Consider the following 17800-nt stretch of genomic DNA (forward strand, 5'->3'; position numbering starts at 1 on the left):
TTATTTTACAACAGTGTAATCTTCTGGTTTTAACTGAGAAGCTGCAGCTTCATCTAATATTATTATTACATCGTTGTGTAACTGTAATGCTGTAGCTGGAACCATTGGATCTATATCTCCGTAAACAGTTTTAGCTATAGCGTCTGCTTTTCCTTCTCCTGAAGCTAAAAGAACTATTTTTTTAGATTTTAATATAGTTCCTATACCCATACTTACTGCTTTTTTAGGCACTTCTTCTTCTGAAGCGAAGAATCTTGAGTTTGCTTCTATTGTAGATGGTGTAAGTTCAACTAAGTGAGTATTTTTTATAAATACTGAATCTGGTTCATTGAATCCTATGTGTCCATTTTTTCCTATTCCTAGAACCTGTATATCTATTCCACCAGCTGCTTCTATTCTTTCTTCGTAAGCTTTACATTCAGCTTCTACATCTTCTACCATACCATTTGGAAGGTTGAAGTTTTCTATATTTACATGGTTGAAAAGATGTTTTTTCATGAAGTAATCATAGCTCTGATCATTTTCAACTGGTAACTGATAGTATTCGTCTAAGTTGAAGCTTGTTACGTCAGCGAAATCTATTTTTCCTTCATTGTATTTTTCAACTAATGATGCGTACATTCCTTCTGGAGTACTTCCTGTTGCTAATCCTAATACTGAATTAGGTTTTAATATAAGCTGAGCTGCAAATATTCTAGCCGCTTTTTCACTCATCTGAGCATAGTCTTTACATACTAATATTTTCATTTTTAACTCCTCCAATATGTTTTTTATTTATCTTCTACCGCTCTTTGCGGATTTTTACATTTTATTATATTTAGATTTTACTACTATTTCTGCTCGAATACTATATCTCCTGTACAAATTGTCATACTGCAGTTGAAATCATCGTCAAATAATGCAAAGTCTGCATCTTTACCTATTTCTATACTACCTTTTTTATCATCTACATGTATTGCAGTTGCTGGGTTTAAAGAAGCAAGATTTATAGCTTCTACTACTGTTAAATCTGTGTTGTTGTAGAAGTTTCTTACCATAGAGTTCATTGCTGAAACACTTCCTGCTAATGCTCCATTTTCTAATCTAGCAGCATTATCTTTAACTATAACTTTCTGTCCACCTAATGAGTATTCTCCATCTTCAAGACCTCCAGCTTCCATTGAGTCTGTTATAAGTATTAATTTATTTTTACCTTTGTTATGTATTACAAACTGGAATAATCCTTTGTTTACATGTATTGTATCTGCTATTATTTCAGTGAATACATCTCTAGTAAGTGCTGCACCAACTATTCCTGGCTCTCTGTGGTTTAATCCTGTCTGAGCGTTGAATAAGTGAGTAACACTTCCAACACCTTCATCTATAGCTGCATTTGCTTCATCAAATGTAGCTTTACTGTGTCCCATAGATATTAATATATCTGTACTTCTCTTAACAGCTTTTATAAATTCAAAGTTTTCGTCTTTTTCTGGAGCTATTGTTATAACTTTTATAACATCTGAATAGTCTTTTATAAATGAGAATTCAGGTATTGCTATGAATTTAGCATTCTGAGCACCTTTAAATGCTTCATTTATAAATGGCCCTTCAACATGAGATCCAAGTACCTGAGAACCGTTTAATTTTCTAGCTTTTGCTCTTCTTATTGTATCTAAAGCTGTATATATATCAGATTTTCCCATTGTCATAGTTGTTGGTAAGAACCCTGTAACACCATGACGTGCAACAGATTTTGACATAGTTTCTATTGCGTGGTCTGTACCATTCATAGTATCTTCACCCATATTACCATGTATATGTATATCTATTAAACCTGGAGATATATACTGACCTTTAGCGTCTATTACCTCGCACCCTTCAGGAATTTCACTAGTTATACTCTGTATTTTGCTATCGAATATAATATTTTTTCCTTCTAAAACTTTGTCTTTTAATATAATTCTACCGTTTGTAAGGCATTTCATTTTAATACCCCTCCTAATCAATAATTTTTTAAATTTATTCTATTAAAATTACATTCCTATATTTATCTCATACTGATATTTATCACTTCTAATTATAGTCACTGTATATTCTATAATTTTTTCATCTTCTGTGTAAGATGTTCTCTGAATACTAAGTGCTAGCCGTCCTTTTTCACATTGTAGTTTTTCGCTAACTTTTGTATCTACTTGTATAGGATCTATTATCTGCTCTACTCTAGCTACTTTGTATCCATATTCATTTTCCAAAATTTTATACAAAGAATTATCGTCTAACATTCCCTTTGTCATACCACCACATACCTTTTCAGGAATGTATGCAATCTCGTATCCAAATGGCTCATTTTCTACATATCTAATTCTTTTTATCTTGTATACGTTTTCTCTTTTGTCAGTTATTCCCAGTTTTTCCATTATAATATCATCTGGGTTTAGTATTTCAAATTTTATTATATCTGTCTTAATATCAATTCCTCTGCTCTTCATAACTTCTGTAAACCCTTTTACATTGTTGAACTGATATTTTTTCTTTTTCTGTGCTACAAAAGTTCCTTTACCTTGTTTTCTGTAGAGAATTCCCTCAGAAACAAGTGCATTTATAGCTTTATTGACAGTCATTCTACTTATTTCTTGTTCTTTACAAATTTCTCTTTCTGGAAGAAGTACGTCGCCTTCTTTTAATTCTCCAGACTCTATCATATCCTTTATTATCGATTGTAATTGGATATGTATTGATACAGAGCTAGTTTTATCTACTTTCTTCATATCGATTCCACCTTTTATTTTGGTCTATACCAATTATATACCTATAGTATATTTTATTCAATGCTTTTAACAAAAAAATAATTTTTCTTAACTTACTTTATAAAAATTTATTTCTCTTAAATTAAAATAACTTTCCATTTCATATGACTTATGTATTATAATAGATTTAATGATTAAAACGTTAGGAGTGAAAAATTTGGTAAAAATAGGAGAATTAAACAATCTCGAAGTTAAGAGAAAAGCTGATTTTGGCTATTTCTTAGATGGTCAGACAGGCAACTCAACTGACGATGTACTACTTCACAACAAATTTATTGAAGACGGAACTGAAATCGAGGTCGGAAAAGAAGTCGAAGTCTTCATATTCAAAGATTCTAAAGGAAGATTTGCTGCAACTACAAAGAAACCTTTAGCTTGCGTGGGGGATATAGCATATCTTAAAGTAGTTGATAATACTGATATAGGTACATTCATAGATGTTGGGCTTCCAAAGGACGTACTTGTACCATTTAGAGAAAAAACTCATCCAATGTTTAGAGATGAAAAATATTTATTCTATATATATGTAGATAAGAGTGGAAGAATAGCTGCAACTACTGATATAGACAATCATCTAACTACAGACCACGAGTACAATTTAGGAGATACTGTAACTGGTATAGTGTACGGATTCCAGACTAATGGAACTGCTATGCTTTGTGTAGACAACAAATACGCTGCAGTTATACTAAATAACGAATACTTCACAGATTTAGATGTCGGACAGGTTATGGAAAACCTAAAAGTTATAAAAATATACGATGACGGAAAACTAGGACTTACTCCAAGAGCGGACAGAAAATCTGAAATGGATTCAGTTGAATACAAGATATTAAGCTATCTTGAAGGAAATGACGGATATATGAGATTTAACGATAAATCTGATCCAAAAGATATAAAAATATTATTCAATTCAAGTAAAAAGAATTTCAAAAGAGCTTTAGGTGTACTTATGAGAAAAAGTATAGTATACCAGGACGAAAACGGAACATATTTAAAATAATATAATCTTTAAGATAAAATTACATAATATCACAGATGATAAAAGGCATATACCAATTTTAGTAGTATATGCCTTTTTTATTACTTTTAATAGAAATCTACATGATATTTATCCAAGATTCCCTCTTTATATTCAATTTTTGCATTAAACACCTTTTTAGTGGCTACCCACTCTAAAAATACTCTATCTCCATCCCACATATTTAAGTCCATAACCTTGTCGTTATCAACCCAAAGAAGTCTACCCTCTGGACAATCATCTAATCTATCCTCAGGAACCTCTCCTTCAAAATCTCTACAACTAAATATAAACATATACCAGTTGTCGTCATTTGCAAATTTAGGGAAAGAAATAAGTCCATGATATCTAAGTGAATTTACAGTTAATCCAGTTTCTTCTTTAATCTCTCTTATTATACATTCTTCTGGAGTTTCTCCAAATTCAAATTTTCCACCAATCCCAACATACTTACCTTCATGTACGTCATTTTTCTTTTTATTTCTATAAAGCATAAGCGTTTTGCCACCTTTTTCAATATAGCAAATAGTTGTAAGTACTGTCTTATTCATATTACTCAACTCCTTTGTAGAAGTGAGCAGTTGTGTAATTTCTGTTTTTATTTAACACTTTTTTTGCAGTGTTGCTTAATTCAAAGTCGTTTTCTGTTGTTTCTATATATGCTTTAGCTATTTCTCTAACTTCTTCTGGTGTTTCTAGTGAGAAGTCTAATCTAAAGAAGTCCACACCAGTTTCTGCAACATCTTCAAGATTTTCAAGCATTATTGTAGGTTCAGAATTGTATATTGTAGTTCTACAGAATTCGCTCTGAGATAGTCTAAACTGGTTTCCCTTCTGATCTTCTAACATATATTTATCTTTTCTACATTCTGCACATCTTTTGTCTTTTTTACAGTTTCTTACAAGTACACCCATTGGACAGTATTCACTTATCATCATAGGTGCGTATCCGTATACAACTGTTTCTATTTCTGCATCTGTGTGTTTTATAGATTCTTTTATTTCAGTTACATTCATTTCCTGAGATATACATATACTTTCCATTCCACTGTTTCTAAGCCAATTCATGCTCTCTCCGTTGAATGCATTTAATGACCAATCTGCTCTTATTCCACATCCACAGTTTTCTGTAAAGAATTTTATTTCTCCCCAGCTCGCCGCAAGTACAGAATCCTCTTCAGTTATTTCATCTATTATCTTATCAAATACCTTGTAGTCAGGATTTCTCATTATTCTAGGTGCAGAGTATACTATTTTCTTGTTGTTTTCCACAGCTATTTTTTTAGCTTCATCGAAATCGTATAAGTTTTCATAGTATATTGTATCTATTTCTAAATCCGCAACCGCTTTTAACTGCTCTAAATTTTTAACCTTAACTCTTATTCTAGGCTCTTCTTCTAGATACTCTGGTCTTTTATCTTCTATAGAGTAGTCTATTTCTTTGTCTTTTAGACTTCTTCCTTTTACAACTTCTCTTGCATCAGATAATTTTTCTATAGCTTCCCTTCTCATTTTATTTATCATACTTACAGGAATACTAACATCCTCACCTATATCTAGTTCTATATTTTCTAACTCATAAGGAGTGTTTCCAAGTTTTTCAAGCTGAGATTTTGCCTTTTCTTCAGATAATGCTACCTTCATAGCTTTTTCTGCCTCTTTTTCTACCTCAACTAGCACCGAATTTCCTTCTGTATCAGATATTTCAAGTACAGGTTTTTCTCCTATATAAGCTTTAAATCTCATATATACAGGAGTTTTGACTAATTCTTTATCGCTTTCAAAAGTAGATTTTACCCTTCCTATTAGAGAGTTGTCCGATGTTTTAAATACATCCTGATTTTTTCTAGCTTCTCCTACAAAGTCTAACTCTATAGTTTCTCCAGCGAATCCTATTTCACTTATCTCATTTCCCTTGATTATTCTACCGATAGTTCCTCCACCAAGGTTTATTCCATCGCCTTTTTTAAGAGTGTTTTCTAGTTTTATCTTTAATCTTTTTCTTTTCTTATTAAAATCTACTACTTTACCGATGTATAGACCCCTGTTGTTTGGTTTTTCAGAGTTCATTATATCTATACCTTTTTCTCCAAGTATATATCCTCTAGTGAATTTTCTATTAAATATTGTATAAAGTTCGTTCATATCTTCAGTAGTTACACCAGTTTTTCCTGTAGCTATATAGTTATCTGCTGCGTGTCTATATGCAGATACAACTGTTGCAACATACTCAGGTCTTTTCATTCTTCCTTCTATTTTTAGAGATAATACACCCGCGTCTATTACTTCTCCAATTTCTTCTATAGTGTTTAAATCTCTAGGACTTAATAGATATTCTCCATTTGTGTTTACAGTTTCACTTGTTTCTAAATCTATTAATTCATATTTCTGTCTGCAAGGTTGTGCACATCTACCTCTATTTCCAGATCTATTTCCTATCATACTACTCATTAAACACTGACCAGAATAGCATACGCACAGTGCTCCATGTACGAATACCTCTATATCAACCTTAACCTTTGAACAAATTTCTTTTATCTCTGGTGCACTTAGTTCTCTAGCAAGAACTACTCTATTAAATCCAATGCTTTTTAAATACTCTACATCTTCTAGTGAATGTGCTGCCATCTGAGTACTTGCATGTATTTCGAAGTCTGGAAGTTCTCTTTTTATAAGCATTGCCATACCTATATCCTGTACGATTACAGCATCTATATCTATATCGTATAAGAATTTTATATACTCGATGAAATCCTCTACCTCATTCTGTTTTATCAATGTATTTACTGTTATAAACAGTTTAACTCCTCTTGTATGACAGTATTTAACCGCTTCCTGTAGTTCTTCTCTATCAAAATTATTTGCAGATGCTCTAGCACTAAAATCTTTTCCACCTAAATAAACTGCATCTGCACCATTTTGAACAGCTGCTTTTAACGCTTCAAAGCTTCCAACTGGAGCAAGAAGTTCTATTTTATTCATCATTTCCTCCTTCTTATTGAAATCATAATTTTATTTCAACATTCCAACAATTATCTAATATAATTTCTTTTTAAAAACAATTATTTTCACTTAAAAATCGGCATAAAAAAAAGAGCCGCTCCATATATTATATGTATCAAGCGACTCTTTTTGCAATACATTTGCGTTATTTGTCTAATTTATTTTTAAGCTCAGTGTTTTCAAGCTGAAGTTCGTAGGCATTATTCTGGAATTCAGATGCTATCTGTTCAGCAGTTTCTACCTTTTTATTAGCCTCAACTAATTTTTCTTCTAGCTCTTTTATTCTTTCATCTACATTCATTTCCTGACATACTTCTGGATTCTGTAGTTCCAAGATTTCTTTTTTCTTTTCTTCTACTATTTCCATAAGTTCTGCCATTCTTTTCTGTAGCTCTTCAAGTTCTGAGTTTTTAGATTCAACCCCGTTTTTTAACTCTTCTATTTCCTTATCTTTTAATGCTATTTTTTCTTCTAATTCTTTTGCAGCTTCAGAGTTTATACCATTTTCTGCATTTGCCTGTAATTCTTCAAGCTCTTTAGCTATTTCCTGGTTTTCTTCAGAGCATTCAAATAGAAGATCTGCTATGTTTAGAGCTGTAAGTATTGATACTGCTGATATACTAAGTCTTGAATTCGCCTCAGCTATTGTACTCATTTCACTGTCTACATAATCAGCTATCTGTTTCATTTTTTCAACAGGTTTATCTCCTGTCATCTGATATTCAGCTCCCTGTATTTTTACAGTAACTTTATTCATCGGTTTCAACCCCCTAATGATTACTTTTCATTAAGCTCTTAATTCAGCACCTAATTTTTCGCTTAATTCTTTTAATATGTTTTCATGAACTGGTGCTATATCATCATCAGTAAGTGTTTTTTCAGCACTTCTATAAGTTATGCTGTATGCTACAGATTTATATCCAGTTTCTATCTGAGATCCTCTGTATACGTCGAATAATCTATAACTTTCAACTAATCCTTCTCCATTAGCTTTTATTATATCTTCTATATCTTTTACATATACTTCATCTTTTACAGTAAGTGCTATATCTCTTGATGTAGATGGATATTTTGGAAGAGATTTGAATACTATTGTTCTGTCTGAATTTTCAAATACCACATCAGTATCTATTTCACAAACATATACTCTCTGAGTTAATCCGTAGTTTTCAAGTACGTCAGGATGTACTTCTCCTAAGTAACCTACTAATGCTCCATTACATACTATTTTAGCACATCTACCTGGATGGAATGTAGTGTTTTCTTTTTCTGGTATTATTTCATATTCTTTCATTCCTGCTCTTTCAAGAACTTTTTCAACTGCACCTTTTAGTACAAAGAAGTCTACTTCTTTTCCATACATTGCCATACACATATGATTTAATTCTGAAGGAAGTCCTTCTTCACTTGGTACGAATACATGTCCACATTCGAATCCAGCGAATTCTGGGTTCTTTCTTGACATATTAGTGTATACTATATCAAGCATATTTGGTATCATTGTAGTTCTCATTACAGAAGTTTCTTCTCCAAGTGGATTTAAAAGTTTTACAAAGTTTCTCTTTGGAGAATCTGCAGGTAATTTTATTTTATCTACTCCTGATGGGCTTACGAATGAGTAGCTAAGTACTTCATATAATCCTGTTGATAGAGCAGTAGATTTTAGTATATCGTTGAATTTCTGTCTTTCAGTTTTTATACCTGCTGTGTAGTTACCTTCTAACTGTTTAGCTGGTATATTTTCGAATCCGTATATTCTTGCTATTTCTTCAAGAACATCAGCTTCCTGTTCCATATCTAATCTGAATGAAGGCACTCTTATTTCTAATTCTTCAGCAGATTTTAAGTCACAGTCGAATTCTAATGATTCTAATATTTCTATAAACTGAGCTATTGGAAGGTCTATTCCTAATCTAGCTGTTATTCTCTTAGGATTTACTGTAAGTATTTTCTGTTCTGGTTTTGAAGGATAGTTATCTTCTATACCTTTTAATACTTTACCTTCACCTAACATTTCAACTAACTGAGCTGCTCTGTTTACAGCAAGTTCTGCTAAGTTTGGATCTATACCTTTTTCGAATCTTGAAGAAGATTCTGTTCTAAGTCCTAATTTTTTAGAAGTAGCTCTTACATTTTCAGCCTGGAAGTTTGCACTTTCGAATAATAATTCAGTTGTAGTATCTTTTATTTCTGAGTTTAATCCACCCATTACACCAGCTAAAGCTAAAGATTTTTCTCCGTTAGTTATAACTAACATATCTTTATCAAGAGTTCTTTCCTGTTCGTCTAAAGTAACGAATTTTTCTCCTTCTTCAGCATTTCTAACAACTATTTTTCCAGTTCCTATATCACTTAAATCAAATGCGTGCATTGGCTGACCCATTTCTAACATTACATAGTTAGTTATATCTACTATGTTGTTTATAGGTCTTACACCAGCTTCTATTAATCTTCTCTGCATCCAGTATGGAGATGGAGCTATTTTAACATCTTTAACTATTCTAGCTGCATATCTTCTACATAATTCTGGGTTTTCTATCTGTACATCGAAATCTATTGCTTCGTCAGCTTCTTCTTTAACAGATACTTCTGGGTATTTAACTTTTTTACCAACTGTTACAGCTGCTTCTCTAGCTATACCTATTACACATCTGCAGTCTGGTCTATTTGATGTTAATTCGAAATCTATAACTGCATCATTTATACCAAGAACTTCTTTAACATCTTTACCTGTTTCATAACTATCTTCGTAATCAAGAAGGAATATTCCGTTCTTTTTGTATTCTTCAACATATTTTTCATCTATACCAAGTTCAGCTGCAGAACACATCATACCTTCTGATACTTCGCCTCTTAATTTTCCTGTTTTTATTTTTATTCCACCAGGAAGTTTAGCACCATGTATTGCTAGAGGTATATAATCTCCAACTTTTACATTTTTTGCTCCTGTTACTATCTGAAGAACTTTTTCTCCAGCGTCAACTTTTGTTACTATTAATTTATCCGCATTTGGATGTGGGTTTATTTCTAATATTTTCCCAACTACAACATTTTCTATATCTTCACCGAAGTATTCAACAGTTTCCATTTTAGTCCCTGTCATTGTCATCATATCGGCAAATTCTTTTACGTCCATATCTATATCTACGTAATCTCTTAACCATTTTACTGATACTAACATTTACTTTTTCCTCCCTATTTCATCAAATTAGAACTGATCTAAGAATCTAACATCATTTTCGAATAATAATCTTATGTCATCTATACCGTATTTAAGCATTGCAAGTCTTTCAACACCCATACCTGCCGCAAATCCACTGTAAACTTCTGGATCTATTCCACAGTTTCTAAGTACGTTAGGATGTACCATACCTGCACCTAATATTTCTATCCAACCTTCTCCTTTACAAACTGGGCAACCTTTACCACCACATTTGAAGCAAGTTACGTCTATTTCTGCACTTGGTTCAGTGAATGGGAAGTTGTGAGGTCTGAATTTTGTATTTGTTTCACTTCCGAATAATTTCTGAACAAATGTGTTTAAAGTTCCTTTGAATTCTGTCATTGTTATGTCTTTTCCAACAACTAGAAGCTCTATCTGATGGAACATTGGAGAATGTGTAGCATCTGGAGAGTCAGATCTAAAGCATCTTCCAGGAGCTATTATTTTTATTGGTAAATCTTCTTTTTCCATAGTTCTTATCTGAACTGGAGAAGTCTGTGTTCTTAATAATAAATCATCATTTATGTAGAATGTATCTGACATATCTCTTGATGGATGATCTTTTGGAGCGTTTAGTGCATCGAAGTTGTTTCTAACTGTTTCAACTTCTGGACCTTCTGCTATTGAGAATCCCATTCCTATGAATATATCAGTTACTTCATCTATTATTTTAGTTATAGGATGTTTTTTACCTACTTTAAATTCTTTTGAAGGCATTGTAACGTCTATTACTTCTTCTGCTAATTTTTTAGCCTGTTCTGCTTTTTTAAGCTCAGTTTTAGCGTTGTTTATTCCTTCTTCTATAGCTGTTCTAACTTCATTACCTACTTTACCAACTACTGGTCTTTCTTCAGCAGATAATTTTCCCATTCCTTTTAATATTATTGTAAGTTCTCCCTTTTTACCAAGGTACTTAACTCTAAGACTTTCAGCTTTTTCTATACTGTCTGCCTCTGCTATTTCAGCTAATGCATTTTTCTGTAATTCAAGAAGTTTTTCCTGCATCTTTAATATCACCCTTTCATTTAATAATTTTTCTTAGTTTTCTTATTTTCATAATTTGCATAAAAAAAGTCTTTCAATCCCAGCTAGGGACGAAAGACTATAATTCCGCGGTACCACCCTAGTAGCCTAATAAACTTTAATTAGACCACCTCAAAAGATTTAACGCATCTTATACGTCCAAACCTACACATCGTAAGATTTCAGCTTAGAAACTCCAGAGCGAACTTCCTATGATATCTCAGAAGATTGCTCACAGCCAACGACAATCTATCTCTTTACTGAAATGGTTCACAGTACTTTTCTCTATCAACATTAATTATTTGAAATTTTTGTAATTGTATTTACAATTCTTCATAATTATAACACATTGTCAACATTTTAGACAAGTGATTTTTTAATTTCGTACATTAGAATTGCAGAACTTATTGCAGCATTTAAAGATTCTGCACTTCCGTATATAGGTATTTTTACAAGTAAATCAGAGTTTTCAGCTATGACATCATCTATACCATTTGCCTCATTTCCTATTACAAGCGCAACTTTATTCCCATAATCTACAGTATCATACCAGTTTTCTGTATTAAGCCAACTAGATACTATTTTTATTCCTTTTGATTTTAATGTAGATAACATCTCATCTCTCTCTGCAGGAATTATATTCATGCTAAATATAGATCCCATTGTAGATCTTATTACCTTTGGATTGTATATATCAACACATCCTTTTAAAGTTATTATTGCATCAGCTCCAGCTGCATCTGCTGTTCTTATTATTGTTCCCATATTTCCAGGATCCTGAATTCTATCTAGGACTATGATATATTTATCGTCGTCAGTTAGATTTTTTTCAAGAGTTTTCTTTTCATAAGAAACAACAGCTAGTATCCCCTGAGTATTTTCAGTATCTACCATATCTTTAAAATTCTTGTTAGTTGTCTTATATACTTTTATATTTGCATCTTCTAATTCTTTTAAAAACTTTCTGTGTTCTTCTTTATTTTCAAAATCCTCGTTTATAAAGACGTAATCTATAATATCCTTCTGCTCAAATGCTAAAGTAAGAATTCTATATCCCTCTATTATAAATTTACTCTCTTTATTTCTATTTTTTGATTTAAGAAGAAGTTTAGTACTTTTTATTTTTTCATTGTCTTTACTAGTTATTTCTACCATATACTATCTTCTCCCTACAGTTTCAATATTCTGGTTTATTATATCTCTTATACTTGAGTTTTTACCTATTATTACTAGTATATTTCCACCCTCTAGTTTTTCTTCTGGAGATGGAGTTACGTTTATTTCTTTCCCACTCTTTATTGCAAGTACTGTTATTTCGTATCTACTTCTAAGTTCTAGTTCTATAAGAGATTTACCAACCCATTTTTTAGGAACAACTATTTCAACTATAGAGTATTCTGGGTCCAATTCTATATGGTCTAGTATATTGTTTGATACTAGGTTGTGTGCAACTCTAACCCCCATATCTCTCTCTGGGAATACAACTCTATCTGCACCTATTTTATAAAGAACTTTAGCTTGTAATTCATCTTTAGCTTTACAGATAATTTCTTCTACTCCCATTTCCTTAGCTATAAGTGTAGCCATTATAGATGCTCTTATATCTGAACCTATAGCAATTATAGCAACATCAAAGTTACTTAAACCAAGAGATCTAAGTGCCTGCTCATCTGTAACATCGACTATTGCTGCATGTGTTACCTTATCCGAAAGATTCTGTATTATATCTTCATTTTTATCTATTGCCATGACTTGATGGCCTAATAAATGCATTGTAGATGCAACTGATGCACCAAATCTACCGCATCCAATTACTATATACTGTTTCATACTCATTTTCTCTTCTCCTAATAACCCTAAAAATTTTACCCTACGATTAAACTTCCTTCAGGATATCTAACTGGCTGAACTTTTTTAGAACCGCCTGACATAAATGCCATAAATATTGTAAGTGATCCAACACGTCCTGCGAACATATACATTATTATAAGTAGTTTACCTATAGGTGTCAGTGTAGGACTTCCACCTATACTAAGCCCAACAGTCGCAAATGCAGATGCAACCTCAAATGCTGCAGCTGTTAATGTAAATTGTTCCTGTGTTGCAGATAGTAAAAATGTTCCTATTACAACAAAGCTTATCCCAACTACAAATATTACCATCGCTTTTCTAACTGTTGATGAGCTTATTCTTCTTTCATATATTTCTATATCTGATTTTCCTAGGATAAGGCTCTTAACAGATAATAAAAGTGTTGCAAGTGTTGTAACTTTTATACCTCCACCAGTAGATGCTGGTGCTGCTCCTATAAACATCAAAATTATCATTGCAAATAGTGTACTTTCTCTAAGCTTAGTAAGATCTATACTTGCAAATCCTGCTGTTCTAGATGTAACAGACTGGAAATATGCATTTACAATTTTCTGAGGTAGAGGCATATCTCCAAGAGTGCTTGGTCTATCAAACTCTATAGCTAAAATAGTAATTGTGCCCACTATTATAAGCGAAATAGTAGTGAAAATAACCACTTTAGTATGTAAATTATATCTTGAATATCTTTTTTCTCTAATTATATTTAGTAAAACTGGGAATCCAATCCCACCAAGTATTATTAATGCTGAAATTGTAAGCATAACTAAATAACTATTGTTAAAACATACTATAGATGTGAATTTACCCGCTGTAGCTCCCATAAGGTCAAATCCTGCATTACAAAATGCAGAAATTGCATGGAAAATTGAAAACCACGTGCCCTTTACAAATCCAAACATTGGTATAAATTTAGTAGATAGTATAAGTGCTCCTATCCCCTCTATAGTAAATGTCATCATAAGTACATATCTAGTAAGTCTTACTATACCAGATAAATCTCTCTGATTTAACGCTTCCTGTATTAAAAGTCTTTCTTTTAAATTTATTCTTTTCCCCGTTATAAGTGCAAACATCGTCGTAACCGTCATGAATCCAAGTCCACCTATTTGTATAAGCATTATTATCGTTAGCTGTCCAAAGAAGCTCCAATAAGTAGACGTATCCACTACTACCAGCCCTGTTACACACACCGCAGATGTAGCCGTAAATAGTGCATTTAAAAATCCTATACTTTCCCCATCTTGAGTAGATATTGGTAAATTTAATATTATAGCTCCTACTAATATAACCGTTGCGAATCCGATTACCATTACCTGAGTCGGCTGCATTCCACTTCCATAAGAAGCCACTCTTTTGAGCATCGTTTTCAATTTCCTTCATACCTCCTAACATCATAAAATTATACATTTTGATATAACTTTATTTTTGTGTCCGCTGACACAGTTTTATTTTATGTTTATTTTTATTTTAAGTTCTAACTAATTATTTTAAATGTCATTAATATATTATATTCTAATTTACAATTAAAAACAACCTTATCGAATACAATCAATTGTTAAGTTTAAGCACAAAAAACATAAAAAAAAAGACCGTCTTGCTTATGCAAAACAGTCTGTATTTACGGTAGTATAATGTTAATTAAGCTAATTTAGCTTTAGCAACTTCTACAAGTTTAGCGAATCCAGCTGGATCAGCTATAGCCATTTCAGATAACATTTTTCTGTTAACTTCAACACCTGCTAATTTTAAACCGTTCATTAATCTTGAGTAAGATATTCCGTTCATTCTAGCAGCTGCATTTATTCTCTGTATCCAAAGTTTTCTGTAATCTCTTTTCTTTAATTTTCTACCTATGTATGCATTTCTTAATGCTTTCATAACGAATGCATTAGCTGGTCTAAATAATTTGCTTCTAGATCCTCTGAATCCTTTTGCAAGTTTTAAAACTTTTTTATGTTTTTTACGGGCATTCATACCTTTTTTTACTCTTGCCATTATTCTTATCCTCCATTATTTATTATTTAAAATCTTCTTATATTTTCCGTTTCTTTTATTACGATTCTTATTTGTATGGTAATAACTGAGCTATTCTTCTAGCATCACCTTCAGAAACTAAAGTTGACTGTCTTAAGTTCATTTTAGTTTTTGCAGATTTTTTAGTTAATATATGGCTTTTGTAAGCTTTAGCTCTTTTTAATTTTCCATTTCCTGTTCTTTTTAATCTTTTTGCTGCACCTCTATGAGTTTTCATTTTTGGCATGACAAAGTTCCTCCTCTCGAATATTTATCTATTTTTTTGGATCTATTATTACAACCATGTTGTTCCCTTCAAATGTAGGGGCTTTCGCTGGTTCTCCAAACTCTTTCACTGCTTCTATGAATTTAAGCATTACATCTTTACCAAGGTCTTTGTGACCTAATTCTCTACCTCTAAATCTAAGTTCTACTTTAACCTTATCTCCTTTTGATAAGAATTTCATAGCCTGTTTAGCTTTAGTATTAAGGTCGTTCTGTTCTATACCTGGTCTTAATCTTACTTCTTTAACATTAACAGTTTTCTGTTTTTTCTTTGCTTCTTTTTCTTTTCTTGCCTGTTCGTATCTGTATTTTCCATAATCCATTATTTTACAAACAGGTGGTTTAGCGTTTGGTGATATTAGAACTAAGTCTAAATTCTTATTATTTGCTAATCCCTGAGCTTCTTTTGTAGGCATAACTCCAAGCTGTTCTCCGTTTGCAGAGATAACTCTTACTTCCTTTTCTTTTATCTGTTCGTTTATTGCGACTTCCTTACTAATGGTAGTCCACCTCCATCATTATATTAAAAAAGGCGAATGATAAATTATCATCCGCCATATAAGTTCTCATTACTAATAAAGCTTTTACCTAAAGCTTCTCTAACTCATATTAACACTTACTAACTCTCGTCGTAAGGTGAGAAACGGATTTCTACTTGCTGTCTTTTAACTTACTTGTTTATTATATTACTTATTGCAACTTAATGCAAGTCTTTTTTTGAAAAAGTTTAAATTTATTTTTTATTACCGTGTTATTATTTCTATTCCATCTTCAGTTACTAGTATTTGATGCTCCCACTGAGCTGATAGAGAATCATCTGCTGTGTATACTGTCCATTCATTTACATCATCAACATATACATCGTATTCACCTTCATTTATCATTGGCTCTATTGTAAATATCATTCCCGGAACTAATACCATTCCCTGACCTTTTTTACCAACATGTGCTACAAATGGATCTTCGTGGAATTCTAATCCTATTCCATGTCCACCAAAAGCTCTTACTACTGAGTATCCATTTTTTTCAGCTAATTCCTGTACTGCAGCACCTATATCTCCAAGATGTCCCCAAGGTTTAACTGCTTTTATACCTGCTTCTAAACATTCTTTAGCTATATCAGTTATTTTATCAGCAGCTTCACTAACTTTCCCTATTTTGAACATTCTTGATGCATCTGAGAAATATCCATCTTTTATAGTAGATACGTCTACATTGACAATATCTCCTTCTTTTAAGATTATATTTTCATCTGGTATACCATGGCATACTTCGCTATTTATAGAAGTACAAACACTCTTAGGGAATCCACCGTATCCAAGAGGGGCTGGAGTTGCACCATGAGCTATTGTATAATCGTAAACTATTTTATCTATATCAGCTGTACTCATTCCAGCTTTTATATGTTTTGCAACTTCATCAAGTACTCCTGTATTTATTTTTCCACTTTCTTTTATTGCTTCTATCTGTTCTTTATTTTTTATTAAAGATTTTGGTGGCATTATGTGTCCTTTTGCCGCCATTTCATTGTATTTTTCATCAAAGTCCATATGGCATTTTTTATATTTTAATCCGCTTCCACACCAGCATTTATCATTTCTATTAGTAGTCATTTGTTATCCTTCCTTTCAATTATTTTTAATTATTTTAAATCTACATTTATATTTTATCACTTATTTTTAATATGTGAAGGTTTATTTATTTTTACAAAAGAATTTTATAATTCATTTGTAATTGACAATTACAAATGCTTTCACTTATAATATTAGAAGATATTTATATGATAATTTTTAGCAATAAGGGAGTAGTTGGCAATCTTTTAAGATTGTAATTTAGTCAACATACTGGCAGTTTGACTGTCTGGCTTTATTTTGAATGACGAGACTTATCTGCAGCTTAAGCTGTAGATAGGTCTTTTTTTATTTTCATTTTAAATCAAACTATTCTAATTTGCTGATTTTATAAATTTTAAGGAGGAAATTATGAGTTTATTTGAATTATTTATAACTGCTGTAGCACTTTCAATGGATGCTTTTGCAGTTGCAATTTGTAAGGGACTTACGCTTAGAGAAAGAGATGTAAAAAAATCACTTTTGACTGGTGCATACTTTGGTGGTTTTCAGGCACTTATGCCTGTAATTGGATATATTCTTGCAAGTAGTTTTAAAGAAAGAATTATGTCTATAGATCACTGGGTTGCATTTGTACTTCTTGCTCTTATAGGCGCAAATATGATTAAAGAATCTAGAGAGGAAAGTTGCGATGTTGAAAGTTCTTCTTTTGATTTTAAAACTATGGTTGTTTTAGCTATAGCAACTAGTATAGATGCAATGGCTGTTGGTATCACATTTGCATTCTTAGGCGTAAACATAGTCTATGCTGCTATATTAATAGGTATAACTACATTTATAATATCTGCATTTGGGATAAGAATAGGTACTCTATTTGGAATAAGATTCAAATCTAAAGCTGAATTTGCCGGTGGTGTAGTACTTATACTACTAGGCACAAAAATATTACTACAACATCTCGGAATATTTTAATTTTTATAATAAAAAATGGGCTATTGATTCA

Annotated in this window: 17 protein-coding genes and 1 other annotated feature; of the genes, 2 read left to right on the plus strand and 15 right to left on the minus strand. The window is 32.0% G+C overall.

The genetic code is table 11. The annotated features are described in order from the left end of the window. The 3 genes from nagB to KGNDJEFE_RS09855 form a co-directional block, all read right to left on the minus strand. A complete protein-coding gene (gene nagB, locus KGNDJEFE_RS09845; protein WP_006440768.1) occupies positions 1-747 on the minus strand; it encodes a glucosamine-6-phosphate deaminase in 747 nt (248 codons plus the stop codon). Between the two features lie 83 nt (positions 748-830). Continuing rightward, complete coding sequence (nagA, locus tag KGNDJEFE_RS09850) at positions 831-1964, minus strand: N-acetylglucosamine-6-phosphate deacetylase (RefSeq protein ID WP_006440767.1); 1134 nt, start codon at positions 1962-1964, stop codon at positions 831-833. A gap of 48 nt (positions 1965-2012) precedes the next feature. Then, positions 2013-2747 carry a GntR family transcriptional regulator gene (locus KGNDJEFE_RS09855; RefSeq protein WP_006440766.1) on the minus strand — a complete coding sequence of 245 codons (735 nt, stop codon included), beginning with the start codon at positions 2745-2747 and terminating at the stop codon, positions 2013-2015. A gap of 169 nt (positions 2748-2916) precedes the next feature. Here KGNDJEFE_RS09855 and KGNDJEFE_RS09860 point away from each other — a divergent pair, with 169 nt between their 5' ends. Beyond that, entirely contained in the window at positions 2917-3789 is an 873-nt protein-coding gene (locus tag KGNDJEFE_RS09860; RefSeq protein WP_006440765.1) for a CvfB family protein, read from the plus strand. 86 nt (positions 3790-3875) lie between these two features. On the opposite strand, the gene KGNDJEFE_RS09865 is transcribed toward KGNDJEFE_RS09860, so the two are convergent. From KGNDJEFE_RS09865 to KGNDJEFE_RS09920, 12 genes are all read right to left on the minus strand, one after another. Continuing rightward, on the minus strand, positions 3876-4358 hold the full coding sequence (locus KGNDJEFE_RS09865) for an NUDIX hydrolase (RefSeq protein WP_006440764.1): 483 nt from the start codon (positions 4356-4358) through the stop codon (positions 3876-3878). A gap of 1 nt (position 4359) precedes the next feature. Next, positions 4360-6789 carry a U32 family peptidase gene (locus tag KGNDJEFE_RS09870; protein WP_006440763.1) on the minus strand — a complete coding sequence of 810 codons (2430 nt, stop codon included), beginning with the start codon at positions 6787-6789 and terminating at the stop codon, positions 4360-4362. Positions 6790-6955: 166 nt separating this feature from the next. Further along, positions 6956-7567, minus strand: a complete 612-nt coding sequence (gene zapA, locus KGNDJEFE_RS09875; protein WP_006440762.1) for a cell division protein ZapA — start codon at positions 7565-7567, stop codon at positions 6956-6958. Between the two features lie 30 nt (positions 7568-7597). Next, positions 7598-9991, minus strand: coding sequence for a phenylalanine--tRNA ligase subunit beta (gene pheT / locus KGNDJEFE_RS09880; protein ID WP_006440761.1), 2394 nt, complete (start codon positions 9989-9991; stop codon positions 7598-7600). Positions 9992-10018: 27 nt separating this feature from the next. Next, a complete protein-coding gene (pheS, locus tag KGNDJEFE_RS09885; RefSeq protein WP_006440760.1) occupies positions 10019-11038 on the minus strand; it encodes a phenylalanine--tRNA ligase subunit alpha in 1020 nt (339 codons plus the stop codon). 82 nt (positions 11039-11120) lie between these two features. Then, positions 11121-11357 (minus strand) — a binding site (T-box leader). Positions 11358-11416: 59 nt separating this feature from the next. Next, entirely contained in the window at positions 11417-12211 is a 795-nt protein-coding gene (locus KGNDJEFE_RS09890) for a TrmH family RNA methyltransferase (protein WP_006440759.1), read from the minus strand. Between the two features lie 3 nt (positions 12212-12214). After that, positions 12215-12886, minus strand: coding sequence for a potassium channel family protein (locus tag KGNDJEFE_RS09895; RefSeq protein ID WP_118549637.1), 672 nt, complete (start codon positions 12884-12886; stop codon positions 12215-12217). Between the two features lie 35 nt (positions 12887-12921). Next, entirely contained in the window at positions 12922-14289 is a 1368-nt protein-coding gene (locus KGNDJEFE_RS09900) for a TrkH family potassium uptake protein (RefSeq protein ID WP_006440757.1), read from the minus strand. Between the two features lie 277 nt (positions 14290-14566). Beyond that, the gene (gene rplT / locus KGNDJEFE_RS09905) at positions 14567-14923 is read right to left on the minus strand and encodes a 50S ribosomal protein L20 (protein ID WP_006440756.1); all 357 of its coding nucleotides are present in this window, start codon (positions 14921-14923) and stop codon (positions 14567-14569) included. Positions 14924-14990: 67 nt separating this feature from the next. After that, positions 14991-15188 carry a 50S ribosomal protein L35 gene (gene rpmI / locus KGNDJEFE_RS09910; RefSeq protein ID WP_006440755.1) on the minus strand — a complete coding sequence of 66 codons (198 nt, stop codon included), beginning with the start codon at positions 15186-15188 and terminating at the stop codon, positions 14991-14993. 28 nt (positions 15189-15216) lie between these two features. Continuing rightward, complete coding sequence (infC, locus tag KGNDJEFE_RS09915; protein ID WP_071585598.1) at positions 15217-15726, minus strand: translation initiation factor IF-3; 510 nt, start codon at positions 15724-15726, stop codon at positions 15217-15219. 243 nt (positions 15727-15969) lie between these two features. After that, positions 15970-16839 carry a methionyl aminopeptidase gene (locus KGNDJEFE_RS09920; RefSeq protein ID WP_006440753.1) on the minus strand — a complete coding sequence of 290 codons (870 nt, stop codon included), beginning with the start codon at positions 16837-16839 and terminating at the stop codon, positions 15970-15972. A gap of 369 nt (positions 16840-17208) precedes the next feature. On the opposite strand from KGNDJEFE_RS09920, the gene KGNDJEFE_RS09925 reads away from it, so the two are divergent. Further along, entirely contained in the window at positions 17209-17769 is a 561-nt protein-coding gene (locus tag KGNDJEFE_RS09925; RefSeq protein WP_006440752.1) for a manganese efflux pump MntP, read from the plus strand. The last annotated feature ends 31 nt before the right edge of the window (positions 17770-17800 follow it).

Source organism: Peptacetobacter hiranonis, assembly GCF_008151785.1.
Lineage (GTDB): Bacteria > Bacillota > Clostridia > Peptostreptococcales > Peptostreptococcaceae > Peptacetobacter > Peptacetobacter hiranonis.